This is a genomic window from Bounagaea algeriensis (genome assembly GCF_054491375.1).
The window spans coordinates 951,176-976,414 of sequence record NZ_CM137102.1; the positions used below are offsets into that span (position 1 = coordinate 951,176).

The 25,239-nt window shown below is 71.6% G+C and carries 27 protein-coding genes; 21 read left to right on the forward strand and 6 right to left on the reverse strand.

Annotated elements, in window-relative coordinates; genetic code table 11:
* Positions 1-49: 49 nt before the first annotated feature.
* Positions 50-571 (reverse strand): hypothetical protein, encoded by a 522-nt coding sequence (locus ACVGV2_RS04330; protein ID WP_459164754.1) that lies wholly within the window; start codon positions 569-571, stop codon positions 50-52.
* Positions 572-734: 163 nt separating this feature from the next.
* On the opposite strand from ACVGV2_RS04330, the gene ACVGV2_RS04335 reads away from it, so the two are divergent.
* From ACVGV2_RS04335 to ACVGV2_RS04345, 3 genes are all read left to right on the forward strand, one after another.
* The gene (locus ACVGV2_RS04335; protein ID WP_459164755.1) at positions 735-1,895 is read left to right on the forward strand and encodes a potassium channel family protein; all 1,161 of its coding nucleotides are present in this window, start codon (positions 735-737) and stop codon (positions 1,893-1,895) included.
* Between the two features lie 152 nt (positions 1,896-2,047).
* On the forward strand, positions 2,048-2,347 hold the full coding sequence (locus ACVGV2_RS04340; protein ID WP_459164756.1) for a hypothetical protein: 300 nt from the start codon (positions 2,048-2,050) through the stop codon (positions 2,345-2,347).
* 81 nt (positions 2,348-2,428) lie between these two features.
* A complete protein-coding gene (locus ACVGV2_RS04345) occupies positions 2,429-2,893 on the forward strand; it encodes a hypothetical protein (protein WP_459164757.1) in 465 nt (154 codons plus the stop codon).
* A 77-nt stretch (positions 2,894-2,970) separates the two neighbouring features.
* Here the strand turns inward: ACVGV2_RS04345 and ACVGV2_RS04350 are convergent, their stop codons facing one another.
* Positions 2,971-4,293, reverse strand: a complete 1,323-nt coding sequence (locus ACVGV2_RS04350) for a neutral zinc metallopeptidase (protein ID WP_459164758.1) — start codon at positions 4,291-4,293, stop codon at positions 2,971-2,973.
* A gap of 330 nt (positions 4,294-4,623) precedes the next feature.
* Positions 4,624-4,890 (reverse strand): hypothetical protein, encoded by a 267-nt coding sequence (locus ACVGV2_RS04355; RefSeq protein WP_459164759.1) that lies wholly within the window; start codon positions 4,888-4,890, stop codon positions 4,624-4,626.
* 157 nt (positions 4,891-5,047) lie between these two features.
* Between ACVGV2_RS04355 and ACVGV2_RS04360 the strand changes: the two genes are divergently transcribed.
* The 14 genes from ACVGV2_RS04360 (at position 5,048) to ACVGV2_RS04425 (ending at position 18,453) form a co-directional block, all read left to right on the forward strand.
* Complete coding sequence (locus ACVGV2_RS04360; protein WP_459164760.1) at positions 5,048-5,887, forward strand: helix-turn-helix domain-containing protein; 840 nt, start codon at positions 5,048-5,050, stop codon at positions 5,885-5,887.
* Positions 5,884-6,111 carry a DUF397 domain-containing protein gene (locus ACVGV2_RS04365; protein WP_459164761.1) on the forward strand — a complete coding sequence of 76 codons (228 nt, stop codon included), beginning with the start codon at positions 5,884-5,886 and terminating at the stop codon, positions 6,109-6,111. The genes ACVGV2_RS04360 and ACVGV2_RS04365 overlap by 4 nt, the downstream gene beginning before the upstream one ends.
* Before the next feature lie 105 nt (positions 6,112-6,216).
* The gene (locus tag ACVGV2_RS04370) at positions 6,217-6,627 is read left to right on the forward strand and encodes a hypothetical protein (RefSeq protein ID WP_459164762.1); all 411 of its coding nucleotides are present in this window, start codon (positions 6,217-6,219) and stop codon (positions 6,625-6,627) included.
* 17 nt (positions 6,628-6,644) lie between these two features.
* Positions 6,645-7,157: a DUF3558 family protein gene (locus ACVGV2_RS04375; protein ID WP_459164763.1), complete on the forward strand. Its 513-nt coding sequence runs from the start codon at positions 6,645-6,647 to the stop codon at positions 7,155-7,157.
* Positions 7,158-7,216: 59 nt separating this feature from the next.
* Positions 7,217-7,456 carry a DUF3558 family protein gene (locus tag ACVGV2_RS04380; RefSeq protein WP_459165871.1) on the forward strand — a complete coding sequence of 80 codons (240 nt, stop codon included), beginning with the start codon at positions 7,217-7,219 and terminating at the stop codon, positions 7,454-7,456.
* Positions 7,457-8,043: 587 nt separating this feature from the next.
* The gene (locus ACVGV2_RS04385; protein WP_459164764.1) at positions 8,044-9,411 is read left to right on the forward strand and encodes a PPE domain-containing protein; all 1,368 of its coding nucleotides are present in this window, start codon (positions 8,044-8,046) and stop codon (positions 9,409-9,411) included.
* Between the two features lie 131 nt (positions 9,412-9,542).
* On the forward strand, positions 9,543-10,388 hold the full coding sequence (locus ACVGV2_RS04390; protein WP_459164765.1) for an ESX secretion-associated protein EspG: 846 nt from the start codon (positions 9,543-9,545) through the stop codon (positions 10,386-10,388).
* A 122-nt stretch (positions 10,389-10,510) separates the two neighbouring features.
* Positions 10,511-11,818, forward strand: a complete 1,308-nt coding sequence (locus ACVGV2_RS04395; protein ID WP_459164766.1) for a M16 family metallopeptidase — start codon at positions 10,511-10,513, stop codon at positions 11,816-11,818.
* Positions 11,815-13,179 carry a M16 family metallopeptidase gene (locus tag ACVGV2_RS04400; protein ID WP_459164767.1) on the forward strand — a complete coding sequence of 455 codons (1,365 nt, stop codon included), beginning with the start codon at positions 11,815-11,817 and terminating at the stop codon, positions 13,177-13,179. Before ACVGV2_RS04395 ends, ACVGV2_RS04400 begins: the two co-directional genes overlap by 4 nt.
* Positions 13,179-14,126, forward strand: coding sequence for an NAD(+) diphosphatase (gene nudC, locus ACVGV2_RS04405; RefSeq protein ID WP_459165872.1), 948 nt, complete (start codon positions 13,179-13,181; stop codon positions 14,124-14,126). Before ACVGV2_RS04400 ends, nudC begins: the two co-directional genes overlap by 1 nt.
* Positions 14,127-14,286: 160 nt before the next feature.
* A complete protein-coding gene (locus ACVGV2_RS04410) occupies positions 14,287-16,374 on the forward strand; it encodes an ATP-dependent DNA helicase UvrD2 (protein WP_459164768.1) in 2,088 nt (695 codons plus the stop codon).
* Positions 16,375-16,672: 298 nt separating this feature from the next.
* Complete coding sequence (locus ACVGV2_RS04415) at positions 16,673-16,834, forward strand: hypothetical protein (protein WP_459164769.1); 162 nt, start codon at positions 16,673-16,675, stop codon at positions 16,832-16,834.
* A 300-nt stretch (positions 16,835-17,134) separates the two neighbouring features.
* Positions 17,135-17,413, forward strand: a complete 279-nt coding sequence (locus ACVGV2_RS04420) for a WhiB family transcriptional regulator (RefSeq protein ID WP_459165873.1) — start codon at positions 17,135-17,137, stop codon at positions 17,411-17,413.
* A gap of 158 nt (positions 17,414-17,571) precedes the next feature.
* Positions 17,572-18,453 (forward strand): class I SAM-dependent methyltransferase, encoded by an 882-nt coding sequence (locus ACVGV2_RS04425; protein WP_459164770.1) that lies wholly within the window; start codon positions 17,572-17,574, stop codon positions 18,451-18,453.
* 363 nt (positions 18,454-18,816) lie between these two features.
* Here ACVGV2_RS04425 and ACVGV2_RS04430 read toward each other — a convergent pair whose 3' ends face one another.
* Together ACVGV2_RS04430 and ACVGV2_RS04435 are read right to left on the reverse strand one after the other, a co-directional pair.
* Positions 18,817-20,148 carry an ABC1 kinase family protein gene (locus ACVGV2_RS04430; RefSeq protein WP_459164771.1) on the reverse strand — a complete coding sequence of 444 codons (1,332 nt, stop codon included), beginning with the start codon at positions 20,146-20,148 and terminating at the stop codon, positions 18,817-18,819.
* A gap of 134 nt (positions 20,149-20,282) precedes the next feature.
* A complete protein-coding gene (locus ACVGV2_RS04435) occupies positions 20,283-20,435 on the reverse strand; it encodes a DUF5679 domain-containing protein (RefSeq protein ID WP_459164772.1) in 153 nt (50 codons plus the stop codon).
* A 227-nt stretch (positions 20,436-20,662) separates the two neighbouring features.
* Here ACVGV2_RS04435 and ACVGV2_RS04440 point away from each other — a divergent pair, with 227 nt between their 5' ends.
* A complete protein-coding gene (locus tag ACVGV2_RS04440) occupies positions 20,663-21,205 on the forward strand; it encodes a M48 metallopeptidase family protein (RefSeq protein WP_459164773.1) in 543 nt (180 codons plus the stop codon).
* 244 nt (positions 21,206-21,449) lie between these two features.
* Here ACVGV2_RS04440 and ACVGV2_RS04445 read toward each other — a convergent pair whose 3' ends face one another.
* Positions 21,450-22,931, reverse strand: a complete 1,482-nt coding sequence (locus ACVGV2_RS04445; RefSeq protein ID WP_459164774.1) for a zinc-dependent metalloprotease — start codon at positions 22,929-22,931, stop codon at positions 21,450-21,452.
* Between the two features lie 196 nt (positions 22,932-23,127).
* On the opposite strand from ACVGV2_RS04445, the gene ACVGV2_RS04450 reads away from it, so the two are divergent.
* The 3 genes from ACVGV2_RS04450 to ACVGV2_RS04460 all read left to right on the forward strand — a co-directional run bounded on the left by ACVGV2_RS04450 (position 23,128) and on the right by ACVGV2_RS04460 (position 25,226).
* Positions 23,128-24,174 (forward strand): YlbL family protein, encoded by a 1,047-nt coding sequence (locus tag ACVGV2_RS04450; protein ID WP_459164775.1) that lies wholly within the window; start codon positions 23,128-23,130, stop codon positions 24,172-24,174.
* Between the two features lie 282 nt (positions 24,175-24,456).
* Positions 24,457-25,083 carry a PPA1309 family protein gene (locus ACVGV2_RS04455; RefSeq protein ID WP_459164776.1) on the forward strand — a complete coding sequence of 209 codons (627 nt, stop codon included), beginning with the start codon at positions 24,457-24,459 and terminating at the stop codon, positions 25,081-25,083.
* A complete protein-coding gene (locus ACVGV2_RS04460) occupies positions 25,080-25,226 on the forward strand; it encodes a hypothetical protein (protein ID WP_459164777.1) in 147 nt (48 codons plus the stop codon). Before ACVGV2_RS04455 ends, ACVGV2_RS04460 begins: the two co-directional genes overlap by 4 nt.
* The last annotated feature ends 13 nt before the right edge of the window (positions 25,227-25,239 follow it).

Genomic DNA, 25,239 nt, shown 5'->3' on the forward strand with positions numbered 1-25,239 from the left:
TCGCTCGGTGTGGCCGCTCGGTGCGGCACTCGGCCGTCGAGAACGAGCTTCAGGCGTTCTCGGCGAGCTGCGGCTGCTGCTCGAGCAGCTTCGAGTACAGCACTTCGAGCATCCACCGGCCGAACAGCGAGGTGCCGAACTCGGCGGTGCGGTCCTGCGGTTCGAGCGCGAGCTGGGCCGGTCCGTTGCCGGTGGCGTGCAGCACGCCCACCCCATAGTAGTCCAGCTCCATCAGCTGCCAGGCCACGTACGGGTGCGACCAGGGCAGCACCACCGCGCACGGGGCGAGGGTGAGCAGCGTTCCGCACGCGCTCAACGCGTTCTCCACCCGCGCCGTCGGAACGAGGATCCCGACCAGGTCGACGGCGGCGACGGGGATGCGGTCGGACTCGGAGCTCGAGCGGAACGAGGACGGGTCGAGTTCGGGGCCCCACCCGTGCGCGTGGCGCCACCGGTGCACGTCCGGGCGGATTCTGGCCACCGCAGCGAAACGCGCTCCGAACACTTCCAGGTCCGCGACGAGGTGGCCGTCCCAACCGAGGGCACGGGCAGCGTGTTCCAGCTCCTGCACCGGGGCATCGTATGCCGTTACCCCGGGACGGTGACAGGAGGGAGCCCGTTCAGCCCACCCTGCTTTCGGGCTGGAGCACGTTTGGCGCGGTAAGATCGCCGCGGCTCGCGCGGCATGCCGTCGCCCCGGCGGGGCTGGTAGCGGGCGCTCGGGAGTGGTGCTCATGGTGAGACGGTCTGCACGAGGGGTGCCGGGCCTGGCCCGGCGCGGCACCGGCCAGGCCGTCGACCAGCTCACCGCCCGTCCGGATTACGCGCTCGTCGGCACGGTCCGCATCCCGGGGCACCACCGCGCCGGTCCGATGCGGGCGATCCTGCGCCGCGTGCTCGGCGCCCTGGTGGCGCTGGCCGTGTGCGTGTTCGTCGTCTACCTGGGGCGAGACGGGTATTCCGACAGCAGCGGCGGCGGGCCGCTGAGCCTGGCCGACGCCTTCTACTACTGCACCGTATCGCTGTCCACGACCGGCTACGGTGACATCGTCCCGGTCACACCGCAGGCGCGGCTGGTCAACGCGCTGATCATCACGCCGATCCGGGTGCTGTTCCTCGTGGTGCTCGTCGGCACCACGTTGGAGGTGCTCACCGAACGCTCGCGGCAAGCTTTCCGCATCCAGCGCTGGAGGTCGAAGGTGCGCAACCACGTCGTGGTCGTCGGGTACGGAACCAAGGGGCGTTCCGCGGTGAACGCGCTGCTCGGCGAAGAGGTCTCCCACGAGGACATCGTCGTGGTGGACACCGACACCGCCGCGCTGGAATCCGCGGCCACGCTCGGACTGGTCACGGTGACCGGGTCGGGCACGCGGGCAGACGTGCTGCGCCTGGCCGGTGTGCCGCACGCGCGCGCCGTCGTCATCGCCACCGAACGCGACGACACGGCGGTGCTGGTGACGCTGACCGCGCGTGAACTGGCCCCGGAGGCGCAGCTGGTCGCCGCGGTGCGCGAGCGGGAGAACGTGCACCTGGTGCGCCAGTCCGGGGCGGACTCGGTCGTCGTCACCAGCGAGACGGCCGGGCGGCTGCTGGGGGTGGCCACGACGACCCCGGCGGTGGTGGACATGTTCGCCGACCTGCTCGCCCCGGAGCGCGGGTTCACCCTGGCCGAACGCCCGGTGCGGCGCGAGGAGGTCGGCGCCGCACCCACGCGGGTGCGCGAGATCGTGCTCGGAGTGGTGCGGCGCGGGCAGTTGCACCGCGTCGACGCACCCGAGGTGGCCGAGCTGGAACGCGGCGACCGCCTGCTCCACGTCTGGCACGGGCAGTCGCGGGAGACCTCGGCGCAGCAGGAGCGGGGGGCGCAGCAGGAGCGGGGCACGCACGAGGAGTGACCGGCGGTTGCTGCGGCACGCAGGCGCGGGGCGTGCCGCCGTTCCCCCGGAGAGCACGCCGGAGGCGGCTGCGGAGCAGCACCGCCGGCCGCTAGTGTGCGCGTGATGACCGGTTCGAGGACTGCGCGTTCTCAGGGCGTGGAGGTGCGCGGATGAGCAGTGGCCGTTTCGACGACGTTCGCGACCCGCAGGCGCGGGCCGCGTTGCAGCAGGCCGACGAGGCCGCCGCCGAGCTGGAGGAGTTCGTGGGGCAGGCGCCGGAGATGGCGCAGCGGATGCGCGAAGCGCTCGGCGGCGACCACGCTCCGGAGCAGCTCGTGAACACCATGCAGGAGACGATGCAGTACCTCGGCGGTGCGACGCAGGATTTCGTGCACGAGATCCGCATGTCGACGCGCACGGCAGCGGACGCGCAGCGGGCGGCGGAGCAGGACCAGGAAGAATCGCCCTGATTCCGCGGGTTCTCCGCCGGGAATTGCGACTCGGTGACGCTGTTTTCACCGAGCCGGAGCATTTCTGGGAGTATCGATCGGGTGAGGCACTCGGGTTCGGCTCCGTTCGCGTCGATTCTGCTCCTGCTGGGAGTGCTGGGCATCGCCGTCCTCGGAGTCGCCGTGGCACCGACCGTCCTCGCCCCCGCGCGCAACCTCGCTGAGTGGCAGCGCGTCGAGGCCAGGGTCGTGCGCACCGCACCCTGCGCGCAGCAGGGGACGCAGGGCGATGTGCTCACCTACGAGCTGGGCGGGAGCACCCGCACGGCGCGTTTCGACGGCTGCGGGCACGCGCCGGGAACCGTGCTGCCCGTGCTCGTCCCACCGGACGCGGACCCGGCGGCGGGCGTCGGCGGCCCGTCCGGGCAGATCACAGCGGTGCCCGCCGATGCCGCGGGCCGTTCCGCCGCCGAGGAGCTGGCGATGCGCCTGACCTGGGTGCTGCTGAGCCTCGCCGCGGTCGCCGGCTCCGGATTCGCGGTGCTGCTGGGGCACGCGCGCCGCTGACCGCTCCGGCGAGGAATTGCCGCTCGACGTCCTCGGGGTGATCCCGGGGCGGGATGCTGCCGCGGTCTGCGAAGCGGTCACTCCACAGCAGCGTCCGCGGCTTCCCACGTGTTGCACTCGGTGACGCGGTTGGCGTAGAAGCCGCGTTCGGCCCACTGCTCGTTGCTGGCCAGCGCGCCGTGGGTGCGCCCCTCGTTGCCCTGTTCGTCACCGCGATTGCTGGCGTCGCGCAGTGCGGGGAGGATGTAGTCGTTGCCGAGGCCGCCGTTCTGCAGCGCGGCCAGGGCCATGCCGCCGAAGCAGGTGGCCTGCAGTTCGGAACGGCGGCTGAGTTCTTGGCCTTCGGCCGTGTCGTAGCCGCCCGCGTCGGCCACGGCCTCGTTGTACGCCTCGCTGATCCCGGCCAGTCCCTGCACCGCGTGGCCGTACTCGTGCGCCAACTGTCCCAAGTAGACACCCGGGTCGTGCTGGCTTTCGATCTCCGGGTAGTAGCGGGCGGTCATGTAGATGGTGTGGTTGTGCGCGCAGTACATCGCGGTCTCGTTCCACTCCCGCTGGCCGCACGGGGTGTCGACGCTGCTGGCCGTGGTGACGACGGTCGCCGCGTCGGTGGGCAGTCCCGCCTCGCGCAGCGCCGGGGCCCACATCTGCTGCAGGCAGGGCACCGCGGCCTGGTAGAACGTGTTCTGGCCCCCGGGGCTGGTGTCGAACGGCGGCAGTTCGCACGGGGTGTTGACCGCGCCGTTGTCCGCGATGTTCAGCCGGCTGTCGGCGAGCGCGGCCACGGGCTCGGAAGGGTCCTGCGCGTTGCTCGGTGCCTGCGATGCGGCCGGGCCGGCGGTTCCGAGGTCCGTGTTCGCCGGTGGTTCGGCGTTCGAGGTGTCCGGTTCGGACTCGGTGCCGCCGTCCTCGAGCAGCGGCTGCGCGCTGCGGGAGCTGCTGTCCGGAACGGCCGGTGTGGGGTTGTCCGGGCCGCCTGCGGTGACGGAGCCGTTGCGGACGACGGTGGTGGTGACGGCGCCGATGGTGCCGGCGAGGAGCAGCATGACCGCGGCGACGATCAGGGTGGTGGCGGGGCCGCGGGTGGGGCGCCGCGACGTTGCGCGCTGTGTCGTGGTCTGCGGAGTTCCCTGCGGTGGAGTCGGGGTGTCCTGCGGTGGGGCGGTCGGATGCTGGTGCGGCGGCCGCTGCGACTGCTGGGCTTGCTGCGACTGCTGGGCTTGCTGCCACTGCCGGGCCTGCTGCCACTGCCGGGCCTGCTGCGGGCGCGGGCCGTGGGCGCTCGGATCGTGCGCTTGCTCCGAGGCCTGCGGGCCGCCGGAATCGCCGGACTGCCGCGGGTCCTGGTGCGAGGGGTGGCGATGCTGATGGTGGTCCGGCGGCCAGGGCGGCTGGTTCATGTGCTGCGCTCCCCGAACACCGGCGGACGGCGCGCGTCCCGACCGGCCACGTCGCTGGACTGTCGTATCGCGGTGGAGAGCCTACCGCGATCGTGCCGGCCGGTGATCCCGCATCGGCCGATCCGTGCCGTTCTGTGCCGATCCGTGCTGTTCCGCCGTCTCGCCGCTGGTCCGAGCGCTCTCGCGTGCCACCTCAGGCTTCAGGTGGCGCACCCCGCTCGGAATGCGGACTTTCCGGGTGCATCGGGTGGACGTTTCTCGAGAAAAGTACGCGACTTTTCTCGAGAAATGTCGCCGACGTCTCTCGGGCGAGCCTCGGGCGCGGCGGTGTCAGTAGTCCCAGACGTGCTGGACGAGGCGTTCGGTCTCGGCGGTCGCCGCGCAGGGCGGGCAGCGGTCGGTGACGTGCGCGCTCGGCGGGGTGCGCCCGGCCGGGGTGCTCATCGGGACCTTGATGCTGCCGCCGCACAGCGTCGTCGTGCACTCCCCTGCGAACACCGCACCGGGCAGCGTCCGCGTCGCGTGCCGGATGCGCGTGCCGGTGCCGACGATCCAGAACACGTCCCGGAAGTCGTCGCGAAACACGTCGAAGATCATTCGTTCGGGTCCTTCGTCCGTTGAACCTCTCGGAAAGCGATGTGGTGAAAACTAGGGTTGTTTCGCTGTTTCGGCGAGGTGCGAAACAGTTTCCGCAAAAGCGAAACAGCGTGAAACCTGAGGAAACGTCACGCCGGCTCACCGGGGGTGTTCAGCGATGAGGGAAGGACGGCTGTTTCACGTCGGGCTCGGTGCCGAGCTCAAACAGCTCCGCGAGGTCAACCGCATGTCCACCCGATCGGTTGCACGGGCGCTCGGTACGAGCCCCGCTTGGGTCAGTCGAACGGAAACCGGGGAGCGCAGAGCCGCCGTCGAGGACGTGCACGCGCTGTGCCGCGTGTACGAGGTGAACGCGGAGCTGCGGGAGCAGCTCGCCGCGAAAGCCGAAGGCGACGACGGCGTGACGACGTTCCTCGGACGCGATGACGCGTACTCCGATGAACAGGCGAACCTGACCCTTTTGGAGGAGCAAGCCACCGGAATCACCGTGTTCGAGCTGGCTCTCGTACCGGGGTTGTTGCAGACGGCGGAGTACGCCCACCACATCATCGGCACGGTCGACCGCACCGAGGCCGAAGTCGACCGCCGGGTGTCCGCACGTCTGGGGCGTCAGGTGCTGCTTACCCGCAGTCGGCCTCCCCGGGTGAGGTTCTACATCGACGAGTTCGCGCTGCACAGGCCGATCGGTGGAAGCGGCGTGATGCAGCGGCAGTTGTGGCGGCTGGTCTCGGACGGGCAGATGTCGCACGTGCATCTGCGCGTCGTGCCCGCGGGCGTCGGTGCCTATTCCGGGCTGGATGGACCGTTCACGCTTTTCGAGTTCCCCGCGCTGGATCCGTACGTGTACTTGGAGAACCGCCTGGGCGGTGTGTTCGTCTCCACGCCGGAGAAGACCGGTGGCTACGTCGAGCTGTGCCGTGCGTTGGACGAGCTTGCGCTGGACGCGGCGGCTTCGGCAGCGTTGATCACCGATCTCGCGAGGAGGGGTGTGGCATGACCGAGCCGACCTGGCGGAAGAGTTCGCGCAGCGGGTCCAGCGTCAACTGCGTCGAGGTCGCCTTCGTCGGCGGTGGTGTGCGGGTGCGGGATTCCAAGGAGCGGGCCGGTGCGGTGTTGGCGATCGGGCAGCGCTCGTGGCGCGGTTTCCTGGAAACGCTGCGCACGGGCCGGTACGACGTGGGGGGAAGCCGGAACGGCAGCGGTGTGCGGCCGTTCGGGTGAGATGTGATCCGTGGCGAAGTGCCGGGAACCGTCCCCACGGGCGCGCGCGTCCCGTTAGAGTGTGTCCGACTTGCCGGGCGCGGGAGCTGCGTGAAGGGGGTTGCCATGAGCGAGGGCGGTGGCTTCGAGGGGTCGAAGCAGGCCTTGGGGGAGGTCAGCAAGCAGACCGGTTGGATCAACGAGCAGGTGAGCGCCGGCAAGCTGCGGCTCGATCCCGAGGCCGCCGAGAAGGCTGCGAAAATCTGCAGGGAGGAAGCGGATGCGATGCAGGAGCTGGCCATCAATTCCCAGATGATTGCACGTGTCCAGGGGCTCGGCGACTATCCGGATGGCAGCGTTTTGCAGGCGCGGTTCGAGCAGAAGGCGACAGACCCGGAGGCTGGTGCGCTTTCGTTGCTGAGGCAGATGTCCGAAGAGCTCCGCAAGCTGGCCGATGCTTTTGAAGGCGCGGCGAAGGACTACCGTACTACCGACGATCAGGCCGCTGAAGACATGCAAGGTGGGTTGCGACAGTGAAGAGGACCGTTCGTTCCGTGCTGGGCGTGTCGGCTGGTGTGCTGTTGGTCGGGGTGTCGGCGTGTGCTGCGCCGTCCGGTGATTCGGAGTCTGAGCAGCCCTCGGAGATGGCGCAGCAGGCGCAGGCGTTGGAGGGTTTCGACCCCTGCACGTTCTTCCAGCCTGATGAGTTGAGCTCGTGGGGGTTGCCGTCGGGGGAGGGGGAGGATTCAACGCAGGTTTCCTGGGAGCCATCCTGCCGCTGGTCCGGTGCGGAGAAGGCCCTCGACCTCAGCAAGAACGCTGAGGAGACGGTGGATTCGTACGAACAGAGCGGGAACTGGGCCTCGTACGAGAAACAGCAGGTTGCCGGACGGTCTGCCGCTGTGGCACAGGTGGCCGGTGCTGACGGGTTCGGCTGCAATATCCTGGTCAATGCTGGTGGTGGCGTTGTCATCTATCAGGTCTCCAACAAGGGGGCGAATCCAATCGAGCCGTGCCCAGAAGCTCGGAAGATTGCGGAGGCAACGGCGTCGCGGTTGCCGGAGTGACTGGGGTGCGTGTGTTTCGGTTAGGTTTGGGCGTGTCGGCTGGTGTGCTGTTGGTCGGGGTGTCGGCGTGTGCTGCGCCGTCCGGTGACTCGGAGTCTGAGCAGCCTTCGGAGGCGGCGCGGCAGTCGAAGGCTCTGGAGCGTTTCGATCCGTGTACATTCTTCAATTCTGATGAATTGAAATCTTGGGGCGTGTCGTCGGATTCTCAGGATGCAACTGAGGTTAGTTTCGAACCCGGCTGCCGTTGGGAAGGTGAGCAGATAGTCTCACTCTCCACAAGAACACTGATGAAACAGTGAATTCGTATTCGACGAGTACTTGGGACCGGTACGACCGGAAACAAGTCAGCGGGAAGCAAGGAGCTGTTGCAGTAACGGGTGGTGGTGCTGGCAACGGGGTGTGCAACGTCCTTATTTCCTCTGGTGGAGGCGTTGCGATTTACGGCATAACCGGAACTCGTTCCGATTCTGTTGATGCTTGTGCTGAGGTTCAGGAGATCGCCGAGGCGACGGCGTCTCGGTTGCCGGAGTGACTGGGGGTGCGTTGGAGCCACCCAGCGTGGATGGCGGAGTGTCGGTACCGCCTGGCAGGCGATGTGGGTGAGCTTCAGCCTCGCGCTCGGTTCCTGTCCGGAGGAAGCGGTGCTGGGACGACGAGTGCGCAAGACTCGAAACCCACCGCACACGCCGCTGCCGCCGCGCCACGCGCCTCCTGCGGAAAAATCTGACGAATCGGCGGATTCGTGTGACAGGGGATCACTCGGGATCGTAAGGTGTGGAGCGCTCTGCGAGCCCGCTGCAGGTGGCGTGCTCCGCTGAGCCGCGCAGAAGCCTGACCGGGCGCGCGGTCGCCGGGGGCGGCCGCCGGGACGACGAGGGGGTAAGCCGTGGGGTTCGGCGACTGGATCGGGGAGAAGTGGCGGAACGTCCACGACACCGGATCCAAGATCTTCGGCTACGAGAGCTACGCGGAATCCGACCGCAAGGAGCAGGTGCAGCAGGCCGAACAGGCGCACCAGCAGCAGATGAACCAGCTGCAGCAGCGGAACTCCGGGCTGCGGGAGGGCGTGGAGGACTACGACTCGCCCGCGGTCACGCAATGCGTGAACTGGGACGGCTTCAGCCATGCGCAGATCTACCAGACCAACCAGGACTCCATCGACGCCGGCAAGGCCGGGGAGATCGCGAAGGCCTGGAACGAGCTCGGCAAGGACCTGGCCGAGCGCGGTCCGCAGTTCTCGAACAGGCTCGACAAGGTTATTGCTTCGGGTTGGGAAGGCGAAGCGGCCGAGCGGGCCAAGAGCGCGTCCAAGCCGGTGGACGACTGGATGACGGGCAGCGGCAACGCCTTCCACATGACCGGCAACAACATGCAAACCACCGGGGACAGTGCCGGTGAGGCCAAGAAGATGGTCGGCGAGCCGCAGGGGTTCAACGGCTGGACCACGGGCCTGAAGGTCGCCTTCGTTCCGGGCGGCGCCTACGACGCCATCGGCAACATGGAGCAGCGCCAGGAGGAGGAGAAGGCCGCGCGCCGGACCATGGGCAGCGTCTACAGCCCCACGGTCACCCAGGTCGACCAGCAGATGCCCGCGTTCCGCAAGCCGGACGGCAGCGCGGTGGAACCGCCCCCGGCCCAGCCGCAGTCGTCCACGGGCTGGGGCGGTGGTGGCGGCGCCACCACCGCGGCCAACGCGGCACCCGGCGGTGGCGGCATGGCCAACGTCCCCGGCGGCGGCTCCCACCCGGGCGCCCCCGGCATCAACGGACCCGGCATCAACGGACCCGGCAGCAACGGCCCGTCGACGAACACCCCCGGCGTTCCGGGGCCGACCACCCCCAGCACCTCGGCGCCCGCCTCGGCGATGACCCCCGGAGCCCCGGGGGCTCCGGGCGGAGCGGCCACCCCGGGCGGCCCGGGTGGCGGCGGCACGCCCGGCGGGGGCGGCGGTGGCGTGGTCGGCGGCGCACCTGGTGGAGCCCCCGGCGGCAAGCCCGGAACCGGCCCCGGTCCGGGCGGACGCTCCGGCGTCGGCAACGGTGGCGGAGCCAAGACCGGCGCGCCCGGTGGTGCGGGAACCGCGGCGGGCCGCGGTGGTGCCGCCGGCCGCGGCGCCATGGGCGGTATGGGCGGTCGCGGCGGCCAGGGCCAAGGCGAGGACGAGGAGCACGAGCGTCCCTCGTGGCTCGAGGAGAACGACGACGTGTGGTTCAACGACATGCCGAAGACCGCCCCGCCCGTCCTCGGCGAGTGACCGCGTGTGAACTGTTTCCAGAGCGGTGTGCGGGGTGGTCGCTTGGCGGAACCTCCAGGAAGGCTCATGCTCCGGGTGCTCGACATCGAGTAGCCACACCGCCGCGGGACCAGCGAGTTGAAGGAGTTTTCGTGACCCAGCTGGGACGCTGGCAGCTGCCGCCCGTGCACCTCGACGCCGTGCTGAGCTACCTCGGCGTCGAGGAACTCGCCCTGCCGCTGACCACCCGCTCCCACGGCTACACCGTCGAGCAGTGGGCGCGGGCGGTGCAGGCCGAGGCCGGCAACATGGCCGCGAGCGGCGTCCTCGTCGACGACGAAATCGATCCGAACCTGGCCACCGCGCTGCGCACACTGGCCAAGCCCTACCTGTGGGCCGATTCGATCTGGTATCCGGACCCGGAGCAGCCGCACTGCTGGCGCACCCTCGCCGCGATCACCGAGGGCGAACGGGGCAACCGCGTCGTGCTCGGCGTGCAAACCCCCGGCGAAGACCCCCAGCGCGGCGGACTGCTCACCGTCGAGGTGCACGAGCGCGTCACCGCGGCGGAAGTGCTGCTGCCGACGCTGCCGCCCGCGCCGAAGGGCCGGCAGCCCGCGGTCCGCGTGCCGGCCGCCGAGCTGGACCCCGCCCGGCGGGGCGAGCGGCGGGGCGAGGACGACGAGCCCGGCGGAATCATGCGGCCCGCCGCGTCCGGCGGCCGGATGCGCAGCGGCGACCGCCAGGTGCAGCTGGCCAAGCAGATCGCCGGGATGCCGCGCGTGCGCGTCGGCCAGCTCGCGGTGAACAAGCGCGACCAGCTCGGCAAGCGGCAGCGCTCGCCGATCGTGGCGTGGTTCGACACCCCCGAACCCGACGGGCGCTACCTCAACCGCGCCGAGCGCGGCAGCACCGGCGAGCAGCTCACCGCGTTCGTGCCCGCCGACGCGCGGGAGATCGGCAACCAGGTGGAGAACATGCTCAACCAGCTCGGGTAGCGCCCGCAGCGGGGCTCGCGCACGCCTGGCGCACCCGTGCGCGTCCGTGCGCCGCGCCCGCCGACCGGGCGAATCGTGCGGGGGTTGCACGAAAACCCCGGGTTCGGACGTAGGCTGCGGGCATGGTCGACCCCCAACTGCATCGCGTCACGCTGCCCAACGGGCTGCGCGTGGTGCTCGCGCCGGACACCACCGCCGGGACGGCTCCCGTAGTGGGCGTCAGCGTGCACTACGACGTGGGCTTCCGCTCCGAGCCCGAAGGGCGCACCGGTTTCGCCCACCTCTTCGAACACCTCATGTTCCAGGGCAGCGAGAGCCTGGAGAAGCTCGCGCACTTCCGCCACGTGCAAGGCTCCGGCGGGATCTTCAACGGCTCGACCCACCAGGACTACACCGACTACTTCCAGGTGCTGCCGGCGCAGGCCCTGGAGCGGGCGCTGTTCCTGGAGGCCGACCGGATGCGCGCGCCGCGGCTGACGGAGGAGAACCTCCGCAACCAGATCGACGTCGTCAAGGAGGAGATCCGGCTGAACGTGCTCAACCGGCCCTACGGCGGGTTCCCCTGGATCCTGCTGCCGCCGGTGCTGTACTCCACGTTCGCCAACGCGCACAACGGCTACGGCGACTTCACCGACCTGGAACGGGCCACGGTGGACGACTGCGCCGCGTTCTTCGACAGCTACTACGCGCCGAGCAACGCGGTGCTGACCATCGCCGGCGAGTTCGACGTCGACCACGCGGTGGAGCTGGTGCACAAGCACTTCGGCGACGTGCCCGCCCGCGATGTGCCGCAGCGGTCCTCGTTCGGCGAGCCGCACCTGGCCGCGGACGCGCGCGAGCAGCACACCGATCAGCACGCCCCGCTGCCCGCGGTGGCGCTCGGCTACCGGCTGCCCGACCCGGTCGCCGACCTGGACGGCTACCTGGCGCACGTGGTGCTGGCCTCCGTGCTGTCCGAGGGCGACGCCTCGCGGCTGCAACAGCGGCTGGTGCACCGCGACGAACTGGTCGTCGACGTGCACGCCGGCGCCGGGCTCATGGGGGCGCCGCTGGACGCGCGCGACCCGGACACGTTCACCTTCACCGCGATCCACACGCCGCAGGTGGAGGTGGACCGCGTGGTCGGGGCGATCGACGAGGAGCTGGACCGGCTGGCCGCCGGCGGCCCCAGCGCCGAGGAGCTGCGCCGGGTCGCCGCGCGCTGGTCGGCGAGCCTGCACCGCGAGCACGACCGCGTCATGTCCCGCACGCTCGACCTCGGCAGCACGGAGCTGCTGTACGGGCGGGCCGAGCTGGTGTCCGAACTGCCCGGCCGCTTCGGGGAACTCACCCCGGATGCGGTGGCCGCCGCGGCGAAGTCGCTGCGCGGGGACACCCGGGCCCTGCTGGAAATCCGACCCGACGAGAACACCGCAGGAGGTGCGGCATGAGCGCAACGCACCGCAGCGCCGAGGAGATCGGCCGCACTTCGCAGGGCCCGCGTCCGTTGCCGGACCTGGAGCGGCCGCGCGCGCACGACGTTCCGGACACCGCGGACAGGGTGCTGGACAACGGGCTGCGCGTGATCGCAGCCCGGCACGGTTCGGTGCCGATGGTGGAGCTGCGGCTGCGCATCCCCTTCGCCGGCGACGACGCGCTGCACCCGGCCCGGGCGGAGGTGCTCGCGGACTCGCTGCTGACCGGGGCTGGTGAGCGCGACCGCGTGCGGATGGACACCGATCTCGCCGCCGTCGGAGGCGACCTGCAGGCCGGCGTCGACCCGGAGCGGCTGACACTGTCCGGCAGCGCCCTGTCCGACGGGATGGACACGCTGCTGGAGGTGGTGGCCGACGCGCTGATCGCCCCGGCCTACCGGGAGGACGAGGTCGCCGCCGAGCAGGCGCGGCTGGTGGAGCGGATCGGCGTCGCGCGTTCGCAGCCGCGGGTGATCGCCCGCGAACAGCTGCAGCGCCACCGCTACGGCGACCACCCGTTCGTGCGGGAGGTGCCGGAGACCGAGGACGTAACCCAGGTCACGCCGGAAGCGGTGCGGCAGCTGCACCGGCATTCGGTGCTGCCGCGCGGCTCGTCGCTGGTGCTCGTCGGCGACCTGGACCCGGAGGAGGCGGTCGGCCGCGTGCAGCGGGCCTTCGCCGGCTGGAGCGCCGAGCAGGCCGCGCGCGAGATGCCGGACCTGCCGGCCGTGCGGGGCGGTGCTCTGCAGCTGGTGCACCGGCCGGGCGCGGTGCAGTCGCAGCTGCGGTTCTCCGCCGAGTCCGTGCCGCGCACCGATCCGCAGTACCCGGCGGTGCAGATCGCCAACCTCGTCTTCGGCGGCTACTTCTCCTCCCGGCTGGTGGAGAACATCCGCGAGGACAAGGGCTACACCTACGGCGCGCACTCCACGTTCGAGTTCACCCCGAGCGGCGCGACGCTGCTCGTCGACGCGGACACCGCCAGCGAGGTGACCGCCGCGGCGCTGCTGGAGACCCGCTACGAGTTCGGGAAGATGGCGGTGCAGCCGCCTGTGGAGTCCGAAGTGGAGTCGGCGCGGCAGTACGCGATCGGAGCGCTGTCCACATCGACCTCCTCGCAGTCCGGACTCGCGTCGATGCTGTCCACACTGGCCGCCGGTGGCCTCGACATGGACTGGCTGGCGGGGCATCCGGAGCGCCTGCGCGCGGTGACGCGCGACGAGGTGGCAGAGGCGGCGAAGTTGTTCGGTCCCACGAGGTTCACCGGGGTCATCGTCGGCGATGCGGACCAGATCGCCGATCAGCTCCGGTGCCTGGGAGGGGTCGACCTGCCGTGATGGGCGAAGCCGGCAGCGGCGCGGAGTTCGAACTGGACACCGCACCGCTGCTCTCGCGTTCCACAGTGGACCGCAGGGAAGAGCTGCGCGACTCGCCCGAAGCAGCGGCGAAGCTGTGGCGCGGTGGGAAGCTGCTGCAGGTGGACCGACGCGGGCGCGCGCCCGCGGCCGCGCGCGCCGACGGCGGGGTGCGGCTGCACTACGAAGCCACCGAGGACTTCGGCGCCGAGCCCGCGGCCGGGGCGGTGCTGCTCGGTGCCGAGGACGACACCGGCTACTGGGCCGTGCGGCCCGGTGCGCAGCCCCCGGACGCGGAATGGCGGGACCTGCGCACCGCGGGGGCGCTGCTCAGCGACACCGAAGCCGGGCTGCTGACCACGGCCGTCGGGCTGCTGGGCTGGCACCAGCGCGCGAACTACTGCTCCGTGTGCGGGGCGGGCACCCTGCCGGACCGCGCCGGGTGGGTGCGCGTGTGCAGCGGCTGCGACCGCGAGGAGTACCCGCGCACCGACCCGGCGGTGATCTGCCTGGTGCACGACGGCGCCGACCGGGTGCTGCTGGCGCGGCAGCCCGTGTGGCCCCCGCAGCGCTACTCCGTGCTCGCCGGCTTCGTCGAGGTGGGCGAGTCGCTGGAAGCCTGCGTGCGCCGCGAGATCGAGGAGGAGGTCGGCGTGCTCGTCGAGCACGTGCGCTACCTCGGCAGCCAGCCGTGGCCGTTCCCGCGGTCGTTGATGCTCGGCTTCAGCGCCGTCGCCGACCCGTCGGTGCCGCTGCGGCCCGCGGACGGCGAGATCGAGGAGGCGCGGTGGGTGCACCGCGACACGGTGCGCGCCGCGCTCGAATCCGAGACCGGCGCGGTCGACGGCCTGCTGCTGCCGCCGGGCGTGTCCATCGCCTACCGCATGCTCCGCGGGTGGGCGCTGCACGACCAGCCGCCGCGCGAGTAACCGCGAAAAGCACTGCGCCGGTGGGGGACGTTTCTCGAGAAAAGTCGGGAACTTTTCTCGAGAAACGTCCCCCACCCACCCGGCCGGGTGCGGTCACGTGGCGCACACCGCGCCGGGGTGCGCGCCCGCGCGCTGGCGCGGATCTGCGAAGATGCGCCGCATGGCCGACCAACCGCGACTGCTGGAAGGGCTCGATCCGGAACAGCGGCAGGCGGTGCTGGCCCCGCGCGGACCCGTGTGCGTGCTCGCCGGTGCGGGCACCGGCAAGACCCGCACGATCACGCACCGCATCGCGCACCTGGTGCAGCGCGGCCTCGTGGTGCCGCAGCACGTGCTCGCGGTCACCTTCACCGCCCGCGCCGCCGGGGAGATGCGCACCCGGCTGCGCGGCCTCGGCGCCGCCGGAGTGCAGGCGCAGACCTTCCACGCGGCGGCGTTCCGCCAGCTGCGCTACTTCTGGCCCCGCGTGCACGACACGCCGCTGTGGACGCTGGTGGACAACAAGTTCCGGCTGGTCGTGCAGGCGGCCAACCGCCTGGGCGTGTCCACCGGGAAGGAGGACGTGCGCGACTTCGCCTCGGAAATCGAGTGGGCCAAGTCCAGCCTCGTCGGGCCCGAGCAGTACCACGCGGCTGCCGCCCGCGCCGGCCGCGAGACGAGCATCCCGCCGCGCCAGCTGGCCCGGCTGTTCGTCGCCTACGAGGAGGCGAAGAACCGCGCCGAAGCGCTCGACTTCGAGGACCTGCTGCTGCACATCGCCGCGATCCTGGAGGACGAACCGGGGATGGCCGAGCAGTTCCGCGCCCAGTACCGCTCGTTCGTCGTCGACGAGTACCAGGACGTGAACCCGCTGCAGCAGCGCGTGCTCGACGCGTGGCTCGGCGGCCGCGACGACCTGACCGTCGTCGGCGACGCCAACCAGACCATCTACTCCTTCGCCGGCGCCACGCCCAAGTGGCTCATCGGGTTCTCCCGCCGGTTCCGCGAAGCCTCCGTGGTCAAGCTCGAACGCGACTACCGCTCCACCCCGCAGATCGTGGAACTGGCCAACCAGGTCATCGGCGCCGCGCAGGAACGGCCCGCGGGGACGCGGTTGGAGCTCGTCGGCCAGCGCCCCGACGGACCGCGGCCCGACTTCAGCGAGCACGACGACGAACCGGCCGAGGCCGAAGCCACCGCGCGGGAGATCGCCAAACTCGTCGCCCAGGGCGTGCCGCTGTCCGAGATCGCCGTGCTGTTCCGCGTCAACGCGCAGTCCGAGGTCTACGAGAAGGCGCTGGGCGAGGCCGAGATCCCGTACCAGGTGCGCGGCGGGGAGCGGTTCTTCGCCCGCGACGAGGTGCGGCAGGCCATGTCCGCGCTGCGCACCGCGGTCGCCCGCGCCGAGGCCGACCGGCCGCTGCCCGAGCAGGTCCGCGCCGTGCTCACCGAACTCGGCCTGACCGCGCAAGCCCCGGCGGGCGGTTCCGCGCGCGAACGCTGGGAGTCGCTCAACGCGCTCGTCGATCTCGCCGAGGAGCTCGCGCAGACCGACCCCGAGGCAGACCTGAGCCGCTACGTGCGGGAACTCGACGAGCGCGCCGAGGCGCAGCACCCGCCGACCGTGGAAGGCGTCACGCTGGCCTCGCTGCACGCGTCCAAAGGCCTCGAGTGGGACGCGGTGTTCCTCGTCGGCTGCGTCGACGGCACGCTGCCGATCCAGCGCGCCGAAACCGCCGCTGCGCTCGAGGAGGAACGGCGCCTGCTGTACGTGGGCGTTACCCGTGCCCGCCAGCACCTGAAGCTGTCCTGGTCGCTGGCGCGGCAGGCCGGCGGCCGGCGCAACCGGCGCCGCAGCCGGTTCCTGCACGGCCTCGTCCCGGACCGGCACCCGGCCGCGCTGCCCGCGAAGGCGCGTTCGGACGCCCAGCAGGCCGACGCGGCGAAGTCGAAGAGCAGGGCCTCCCGCTGCCGCCTGTGCGGGCAGAAGCTCACCGAAACGCTGCACATCAAGATCGGCCGCTGCGCCGACTGCCCGTCCGACGTGGACGAGGAACTGCTGGGGCGGCTGAAGTCGTGGCGCAGCCAACGGGCCAAGCAGCTCAGCGTGCCGGCCTACGTGGTGTTCACCGACGCCACGCTCATCGCGATCGCCGAACAGCGCCCCGCCGACGAGAGCGCGCTGGTGGGGATCTCCGGCATCGGGGCGAGCAAGTTGGAGAAGTTCGGCACCGACGTGCTCGAGCTGGTGCGCGGCGAGCGGGGTTGAACAACGCTGCTGCGGTCGGGTGCTGCGGCGGCCGCTCGGCGGGACCTCGGCTGCGCCGCTCGTGTCGGAGCGCCCGGCCGGTGCGCTGTTCCTGCGGTAGCCACCGCTGCCCGCCGAGCACGTCGGGGCCCCACCTGCACACCCGGTCGGGTGGTGACGAAATCGCTGGTCAAAAATTCGTTGCGGGCCAGTAGCGACGGCTCGTAGAGTGCGCGGGCAGCGGATGCCGCGACCGGCACCGCGGCCGCCGTCGAGAGGGGATCGACGCGGCCCGAACGCCCTGTGGGAGGTGGCGACCATGCTGATCAGCGCGATCGGAACGTCCGCCGGCCTCGTCGCGTTCGACGCGCCGTTCCGCGCGGTGCGCCCGTATCCGTTCTTCGACCGCGCCCGCGTCATCGGCTGGTTTCCCGCCCGGCGCCGGTTCGCCGCCCAACGCTGCACGCGTTCATTGAGCTGACTCCGCACCAGCAGCTCGATCAGGCCGCGGACCCGCCACCCGGGTCCGCGGCCTTTTTCGCGTCCGGGGCCGTTGCGCGGCGATCACCAGGACACGACCGCTCATCCAGCACGACAGCGTTCACATCGCACAACAGGAGGTCATCGCATGGCTACCGCGAGTGTCCGGCAACGGACCCGCGTGGCGGAGAAATCGACGGACGAGGAGGGGCCGATCGCGTCCGCGGAAACCCTGCCCGGGCAGGACGGAGCCGGGGCGAACGGCGAGGGGCCGAACAGCGCCGGGCCCGCTGGGGGCGGGCTGGCTGCGGCCGCCGACCGCGGCCGGGCGTTGCGGCTGCCCTGCCGCGCCGATCCGGACCTGTGGTTCGCGGAAACCCCGCGCGACCTGGAGAAGGCCAAGACGCTGTGCGCCGACTGCCCGATCAAGGCCGAGTGCCTGGCCGGGGCGCTCGCCCGCGGAGAACCCTGGGGCGTGTGGGGAGGTGAGATCTTCGACCAGGGCGCGGTGATCCAGCGCAAACGGCCCCGCGGTCGGCCGCGGAAACATCCCCGCCCCGATGAGGTGCGCGCCGCCTAGCGTTGCGGTGGGCCCGACCGGCCGGTTTTGCACGTTTCTCGAGAAAAGTCGCGGACATTTCTCGAGAAATGTACAAACCCCTGGTCAGGAGTGCGGTCGGGGCGGCCGGGAATCCGCGGCGCGGCGGTGGATGGGAGCTTCCGCGTACAGTGCCCCGCATGGCAGAGCACACGCACTCGCACGACAACATCGACTGGGACGAGCGGCTGGCCGACCTGCGGCAGGTCGACGAGCTCGTCGCGCCGGAAACCCGGCAGCTGGCGGCCTCGCTGCTGCGCGCCGAGGACCGCCGGGTCGTCGAGATCGGCGCGGGCGCCGGCGGCACCGCCGCGGCCTTCGCCGAGGAGCTGGGGCGGCGTGAACCGACCGGCGCGGGCGTCCTCGTCGTGGACTCGGCGCCGCAGCTGCTGGCCGAAGCCACCAGCCGCGCGCGGCGTTCCGCCAGCGCCGACGTGGAAGTGCGCGATGTGCACGCCGATGCCGCCGATCCGGGCTTGGCCGAGGCCGTCGGGGAGCGGGCCGATCTGGTGCACGCCGCGTTCGCCGTGCACCACCTGCCCGACCAGCTGGCCGGGCTGCGGCGACTGGCCGGGCTGGCTCGCCCCGGCGGACGCGTGGCCATCGTCGAAACCGGGGTCTCGCCCCGCGTGCTGCCGTGGGACGTGGGCCTCGGCGAACCGGGCCTGGAGGAGCGGCTCGCCGCCACCAACTACGAGTGGTTCCGCCGCATGCGCGCCGACATGGAAGGCGCGGTGCGGCTGCCCGTGGGGTGGGGCAGCGCCATGCGCGAAGCCGGCCTGCAGGACGTGCGGACCTGGAGCTACCTCATCGACCGGCCCGCGCCGCTCGACGAGAACACCCGCGACGTCGTGCTCGGCCGCCTCGAACACCTGCACCGGCACGCCGCGGAACGGGTCGGAGCCGAGGACGCCGCGGTGCTGGAGCGGCTGCTCGACCCGGAGGATCCGCACTACGCCGGCAACCGGGAGGACCTGTACTACCTCGCCGCCAACACCGTCGTCGTCGGCACCGTTCCTTAGAAGACTTCGGATCGGTCTGCGTGCGGACTTTCCGTGGCAGAACCTCAGGCGCGGCCCGTGCTCCGGGGTGCTCGACATCGAGTAGCCACCTACTCCCAGCTGCCCCCGGCCGCCCGCCCCGGGCAACGGAATGGAGCTGTTCCTCGAGCCTTCCTCGCACGGGCCGCACCTGAGAACCTGCGGTGGGCCCGGTTGCGGGTGGAGAGCGTTCGGGAGCTGCCGTGCCGGAATGAGACAGCGGGGATCGAACGCTCCGATCAAGCCGTCCCTGCGGTGACCATCGGTACGTACTGGGCGTCGTGCCTCCCGAGCAACTCGGCCACGCGCTTCAGCGGCCACCCAGCAGACCACCGAAGGTGGTGCTCACGCGCCCTGCGGCTGTTCATCGGTGGTGAACCCGGGCAACCAGCGGTTCATGATCTCCCGCGCGGGCACCTCCGCGTCGAGCTGGCACAGGATGCCCGTGGTGCCCAGCGTCACCCGGTGGATCACCAGGTACTCCGGCGGCAGGTTCAGCAGGCGGCCGGTGTGGAAGTCCGGGCTGTGCAGGTCCCCCACCCGCTCGGCCTGCTGCTGCAGCCACGTGCGGGTGAAGTGGAACGCCTCCGTGCGCGCCGGCTCGGTGAACGGGTTGAGGTAGGCGTGCACGTCCTCGGCGGTGATCTCCTGCTCCGGCTGGACGAACCGCTCGGCGCGCAGCAGCTCGAGCAGGTCGGCGGACTGCTCCTGCAGCGACAGCCGCATCATCCGGCCGAGCGTGTCCGGCAGCCCGTGCGGCAGGTTGGCCACCGCGCCGAAGTCGATCACCGCGAGCCGGCCGTCGGACAGCAACCGGAAGTTGCCCGGATGCGGATCCCCGTGCAACAGCCCCACCCGCGCGGGTGCGGAGAAGTGGAACGCGGCCAGCGCCCACCCGGCCCGGTCGCGCTCGGCGCGCTCGCCGGAGGTGATCAGTTCGCCGAACGGGCGGCCGTCCACCCACTCGGACACGAGCACCCGCGGTGAACTGGCCACCACCCGCGGGACGTGCACCTCGGGGTCGCCGTCGAAAGCCGCCGCGAACGCCCGCTGGTAGTTCGCCTCCGTGCGGTAGTCCAGCTCCTCGACCATGCGGTCCTGCAACTCCGCCAGCAGCGGCTTCACCTCGGCGCCCGGTGCCAGCGACTGGAACAGGCGGGAGAACCGGGACAGCTGCCGCAGATCGGACTGCAAAGCCTCACCAGCACCGGGGTACTGGATCTTCACAGCCACGAGCCGGCCGTCGTGCCAGGTGGCGCGATGCACCTGGCCGATGCTGGCCGCGGCCACCGGGGTGTCGTCGAACTCGGCGAACCGCTGCCGCCAGGCCGTGCCGAGCTGCTCGTCGAGCACCCGGTGCACGCTGCCCGTCGTCATCGGCGGCGCGTCCGCCTGCAGCCGGTTCAGCGCCTCCCGGTACGGCCCGGCCAGGTCCTCCGGCACGGCCGCTTCGAACACGCTCAGGGCCTGGCCGAACTTCATCGCGCCGCCCTTGAGCTGTCCGAGCACCGCGAACAGCTGCTCCGCGGTCTTGGCGGAGACCTCGTTGCTGACCTCCTCGGCGTCGTGCCCGGTCAGCCGCTTCCCCCATCCAGTCGCCCAGCGGCCGGCCACCCCGAAGGGGAGGCCGGCGAGCTTGGCGGTCCGGCGTGCCGCGCGGCGGGGGATGTCGGTCACGGGTTCTCCTCGGGAGCGGGTGGGACCTCCATGACGAACAGGGATGCGGATGCGGGCATCCCCACGCCATGCTAGAGGCTGCGCGCCGCGGTGTGGCCCGTTGATCGTTCCGGTGCTTCGCCGCGCGTCCTGTTTCAGGAGGATTTGCCGAGAATGCGCGTCATCTTCGTGCCGCAGACCGGGCAGGTGCCCTTGGCCATGCGGCGTCCGTTGGTTTCCGCGACCTCGCCGCTGAAGTCCCGCTTCTCACGGCACTTGACGCAGTAGCCGTTGTACGTGTCGGCCACGGGGCCGCCCTCCTTCGTCTCCGGCGTCGAGCCGTTCCGCGCGGTGCCTCCGCGCGGCTCGGCGTGTTGTTCAGGAAGGTACAGGCGGCACCCCGGGCACGCATGCATCTGACGCATCGCGTGTTCGACTGAATGGAGCAGTGTCCCGAGATCACCGGGAAACATCGGGTGCGGTACGGATCACAGGGGGCTAGCACGGGTGGCGGCACCGACTAAGCTCGCACGACGTGGCTGAACCGCGGGTGGAAGTACGCCGCAGTGCTCGCCGCAAGAAGAGCGTGAGCGCCTACCGCGACGGCGACAGGGTCGTGGTGCTGCTCCCGGCTCGCATGAGCGCTGCGGAAGAAAAGCGATGGGTCTCGGACATGCTCAGCCGGCTCGAACGCAGTGAGACGCGCCGGCGCTCACCGGCGCGCGAGTCCGACGGGGACCTGCTGCGCCGCTGCGATGAGCTGTCCCGCACTTACCTGGACGGGCTGGCGCTTCCCGATGTCGCCCGCTGGGTGCGTCCGATGCGCACCCGCTGGGCCTCGTGCACCCCGGCCGAGGGGTCGATCCGCGTGAGCCGGCGGCTGCGCGAAGTGCCGGCCTGGGTGTTGGACTACGTGCTCGTGCACGAACTGGCGCACCTGCTCGTGCCCGGGCACGGCTCGGACTTCTGGGCGTGGGTTCGGCGCTACGACAAGACCGACCGGGCCATCGGCTACCTGGAGGGGCTCTCCGCGGCCGCGCACCTCGAACTCGGCGACGACGCGGACAACGACGGCTGAGAGCCGCGGAGCCGGTCCGGCGACGGGAGCGGGCACCGAGGGCTGGCGCACCGTCCTCGGTGCCCGCGGCCGGCGTCCCCGGTGACTGCGCAACCGTGCCCGAACACCGGCGGCAGCCGTCGTCGCGCGGGGGCCGGCCCCGCGCGTCCGCGCACCAGCTCGTCGGGCCGGCCCGACGAGCGCGCCGCGGCAGGTTGCCCGGGGCCACCACGCGGCCGAGTGCGCTTCGCGTCGACTGCTCGGCTCAGCCGCGGTCCGAACCGCTGCCGCCCTCGGAGTCGTCGGCGGAATCGTCACCGCGCCCGGACTCCTCGGAGCCCGCGGACTCGGCCCCACCGGAGTCGCCGGAGCTCTGATCACCGGATTCGCGTTCCTCGGCGCGCTTGATCGCCGCGATCGGGTCGTCCAGATCGCCGGGGCGGCCCCACCGGTCGGCGAAGTCCAGCGGCTCGTCCAGGTCCTCGGCGGTCGGCAGCAGGTCCGGGTGGTCCCAGACCTGGTCGCGGCCGGCGGTGCCGTGCCGCTCGGTCATGATCCGCCACAGGTTCGCCGCATCGCGCATCCGCCGCGGCCGCAGCTGAAGGCCGATGAGCGTGGCGAAGGTCTGCTCGGCCGGACCACCGGTGGCGCGGCGCCGCCGCACCATCTCGCCGAGCGCCTCCGCACCGGGCAGGCGGTCGGCGAGCGCGTCGGCCACGACCACGTCGACCCAGCCCTCGACCAGCGCCAGCAGCGTCTCCAGCCGGCTCAGCGCGGCCTGCTGCTCCGGCGTGTTCTGCGGCTCGAGCATGCCGGAGTTCATCATCTCCTGCATCGAGCTCGGGTCCGACGGGTCGATCTTGCTGGCCATGTCCTCCAGCGAGGAGGTGTCGATGTGGATGCCGCGGGCGAACTCCTCGACCGTGGACAGCAGCCGCTGGCCCAGCCACGGCACGTGCCCGAACAGCCGGTGGTGCGCGGCCTCCCGCGCCGCCAGGAACACGGTCGCCTCGCCGGCATCGCGGTCGAGCCCCTCGACGAAGCTCTCGATGTTCGCCGGCAGCAGCGCGGCCGTTCCGCTCGGCCCCAGCGGCAGGCCCACGTCGGTGGAGGTGAGCACCTCACCGCCGAGCTGGGCGAGCCCGTTGCCGAGCTGGGTGCCGAAGGTCATGCCGCCCATCTGGCCGAGCATGGACAGCAGCGGTCCCGCCGCCTGCTTGGCCTCCTCCGGCAGCGCCTCCAACCAGGCGTTGGACATCCGCTGCGCCACCGGGTCGCACAGCTGGCGCCACGTGGGCAGGGTGTTCTCCACCCAGTCCACCGACGACCAGGTGCGCACCGAGCGGACCCCGGCGGGCAGGGCGGTGTTCGGATCGAGCCACAGCTCGGCGAGGTGCACCGCGTCCTCGACCGCCTTGACCTGCTCCTGCTTCGGGCGTTCGGTGCGCCCGGTGTTCTGCAGCTGCTGCACCGCCAGTTGCTTGGCCATGTCGTAGTTGACCGGGCCGGACGAACTGCCCGAGCTGCCGGACTGGCTCATCGCCTGCCCGAGCTGGGTCAGCATCTGGCCGAGCTGCCCGAGGTCGAAGTTGGGCATGCCGCCGGGACCGGGCATGCCGGAGAAACCGAAGCCCGAGGGGTCCCCGGAATTCCCGCCACCCTCCGAGGACCCGCCTCGGCCGGGCTCGTTGGGCTGGTCCGGGTCGTCGGGATCCTGCGGGTCGAACCCGAACGGCGAGTTGCTCATAGCCCCCACGATACGCGGCCGCGGTCGGTGCACAGAACAGGCAGGCGGGCTCCGCGCGCCCCGGCAGCGGCCCCGTGCCCGGGGCCCGGACGCCTGACCCGCGGCAACCCGGGCGTAGGCGGCGATCGGGACGGAGGTGGCGGCCGCACCGGCCGGTTGCGGCATCGCGCAGGGCGAACACGTATCCTGGCGGCCCGTGAGTCGCCGCACGTGGACGCTGGTGCTCAGCGTCGGACTGGTCGTCGTGTTCGGGCTGCTCGGTGCGGCCGCTCCGGTGCCGTACGTGGCGTTGGGGCCCGGTCCCACCTACGACACGCTCGGCACCGACGGGAACGCGCCGGTGATCGGCATCGAAGGGGAGCGGACCTACCCCACCGAGGGGCAGCTGAACATGACCACCGTCTCCGTCACGGACCGGCTGTCCCTGTTCAGCGCACTGAGCATGTGGGCCAGCGGCCGCTACGCGCTGACCCCGCGCGAGGTGTACTTCCCGCCGGGCAAGAGCGAGCGCGAGGTCGAGCGGGAGAACACCGCGGCGTTCAACGACTCGCGCACCACCGCCGAGACCGCCGCGCTGAGCTATCTGGGCTATCCCACCGAGGTGTCCGTCGGCCAGGTCGTCGGTGGCAGTCCCGCCGCGGGCGTGCTGGAACCCGGCGACACGATCATCCGCGCCGACGGCGACCCGGTGCGCAACGCGCAGTCGCTGCACCAGGCGCTCAGCGACACGCAGCCCGGCGACCGGGTCGACATCCGCTACCAGCGCGACGGGCAACCGGAACGCAACGCCACGGTCCGGCTGGCGGAGCGGCCGCACGGCCAGGACCAGCAGAACGGGCAGAACGGGCAGGGCTTCCTCGGCGTGCAGGCGCAGAAGCAGGCCGACGTCGACTTCGGCGTCGACATCAGCCTGGCCGACGTCGGCGGCCCCTCGGCCGGGTTGATGTTCTCGCTGGCGATCATCGACAAGCTCACGCCGGGCCCGCTCACCGGCGGCGAGTTCGTCGCGGGCACCGGGGAGATCACCCCGAGCGGCGAGGTCGGGCCGATCGGCGGGATCCCGTTCAAGATGACCAAGGCGCGCGAAGCGGGGGCCACGACGTTCCTCGTGCCGGCGGGCAACTGCGCCGAAGCGAGCGCGCAGGCCCCGGACGGGCTGCGGCTGGTCAAGGTCGGCACGCTCGACGACGCGGTCCGCGCCCTCGACGCCGTGCGCGCGGGCGAGCAGCCCCGGACCTGCTGAGCTGTGGCGCCCTGCTGGACGGGGTCTGGCTGGACGGGGTCTGGCTGAGCTGTGGCGCCCTGCTGAATGGTGGCCTGGCAGCCGTGGTCTGACTGGAGGGGCTGGCTGGGCTGTGGCCTCGCTGAGCGAGGGCCCTGCCGGCGCGGGGTGCTGCCGCACGGGGTGCTGCCGAACAGTGCTCTCGCTGCCACGGGGACGTTGCTGGTCGTTGGCCGGACGTTCGCGGACGGTTCGGGCCGGACCCGGTGCGGCGTTGCACGGGCCGCCGGGGAGCATGGGGTCATGTCCGCGCAGATCCCCGAGGAAACCGCCGCGGCGCTGCCCTCGGCCACCCGCGAGATCGAAGAGTTCGTGCACGCCCACGGCTGGAACCAGCCGGTGCAGTTGTTCGCCCTGGTGCCCACCGGGCAGCTGCTGTCAGCCGAGCCGGGGTTGGCCGAGCAGGTGGATCCCGGAGCCGTGCTCACGCCGATCGCCCAGGAATCGCTGCCGAGCGAGGACCTCGGCGAGGCACTGGCGCGCATCGCCTGGCCCGAGCAGGTCGCCGGGTGCGCCGTCGCGCAGGAGATCGTCGTCCTGCCGCCGGAGGCGGAGGCGGAACTGCCCGGCGAGGACGAGGCCGCCCGGCAGGCCGCTGCCGAACACCCGGAGCGGCACGAGGCGCGTCTGGTGGCCGCGGTGCTCCGCGACGGGTCGGAGACGTGCGTGCTGCGGCTGCGCGCCCAGGACCAGGAGTTGGCGCAGGGCCAGCAGGCCCCGCAGGATCGGGAGGTCGGCCAGGGGCAGCAGCCCCCCCAGGACGGGGAATCTCCGCAGGACCTGGAGGGCGCCGCGGACGGTGAGCTGGTCCAGGACGCCTCGCTGGCACCGAACCTGCTGCGCGCGCTGCACGAGACGCTCGCCGGGTGACCGCGGACGACCGGGTGACCGCGGACGACCGGGTGACCGCGGGCAACCGGGTGACCGCGGGCAACCGGGTGATCACGGCAGGCCGAGTGACCGCGGCAGGCCGGGTGGCCGCGCTCGGCCGGGGGTGTCGACACCCCGCGTGACCGGGAGGCTTGC

Excerpts from the sequence above, each read along its gene's own strand:
- ACVGV2_RS04355 (WP_459164759.1), bottom strand. The coding sequence starts at position 4,890 with ATGATCTTCGACGTGTTTCGCGACGACTTCCGGGACGTGTTCTGGATC.
- ACVGV2_RS04455 (WP_459164776.1), top strand. The coding sequence starts at position 24,457 with ATGTCCGCGCAGATCCCCGAGGAAACCGCCGCGGCGCTGCCCTCGGCC.
- nudC (WP_459165872.1), top strand. The coding sequence starts at position 13,179 with ATGGGCGAAGCCGGCAGCGGCGCGGAGTTCGAACTGGACACCGCACCG.
- ACVGV2_RS04340 (WP_459164756.1), top strand. The coding sequence starts at position 2,048 with ATGAGCAGTGGCCGTTTCGACGACGTTCGCGACCCGCAGGCGCGGGCC.
- ACVGV2_RS04360 (WP_459164760.1), top strand. The coding sequence starts at position 5,048 with ATGAGGGAAGGACGGCTGTTTCACGTCGGGCTCGGTGCCGAGCTCAAA.
- ACVGV2_RS04350 (WP_459164758.1), bottom strand. The coding sequence starts at position 4,293 with ATGAACCAGCCGCCCTGGCCGCCGGACCACCATCAGCATCGCCACCCC.
- ACVGV2_RS04365 (WP_459164761.1), top strand. The coding sequence starts at position 5,884 with ATGACCGAGCCGACCTGGCGGAAGAGTTCGCGCAGCGGGTCCAGCGTC.
- ACVGV2_RS04415 (WP_459164769.1), top strand. The coding sequence starts at position 16,673 with ATGCTGATCAGCGCGATCGGAACGTCCGCCGGCCTCGTCGCGTTCGAC.
- ACVGV2_RS04445 (WP_459164774.1), bottom strand. The coding sequence starts at position 22,931 with ATGAGCAACTCGCCGTTCGGGTTCGACCCGCAGGATCCCGACGACCCG.
- ACVGV2_RS04370 (WP_459164762.1), top strand. The coding sequence starts at position 6,217 with ATGAGCGAGGGCGGTGGCTTCGAGGGGTCGAAGCAGGCCTTGGGGGAG.
- ACVGV2_RS04425 (WP_459164770.1), top strand. The coding sequence starts at position 17,572 with ATGGCAGAGCACACGCACTCGCACGACAACATCGACTGGGACGAGCGG.
- ACVGV2_RS04395 (WP_459164766.1), top strand. The coding sequence starts at position 10,511 with ATGGTCGACCCCCAACTGCATCGCGTCACGCTGCCCAACGGGCTGCGC.
- ACVGV2_RS04335 (WP_459164755.1), top strand. The coding sequence starts at position 735 with ATGGTGAGACGGTCTGCACGAGGGGTGCCGGGCCTGGCCCGGCGCGGC.
- ACVGV2_RS04410 (WP_459164768.1), top strand. The coding sequence starts at position 14,287 with ATGGCCGACCAACCGCGACTGCTGGAAGGGCTCGATCCGGAACAGCGG.
- ACVGV2_RS04400 (WP_459164767.1), top strand. The coding sequence starts at position 11,815 with ATGAGCGCAACGCACCGCAGCGCCGAGGAGATCGGCCGCACTTCGCAG.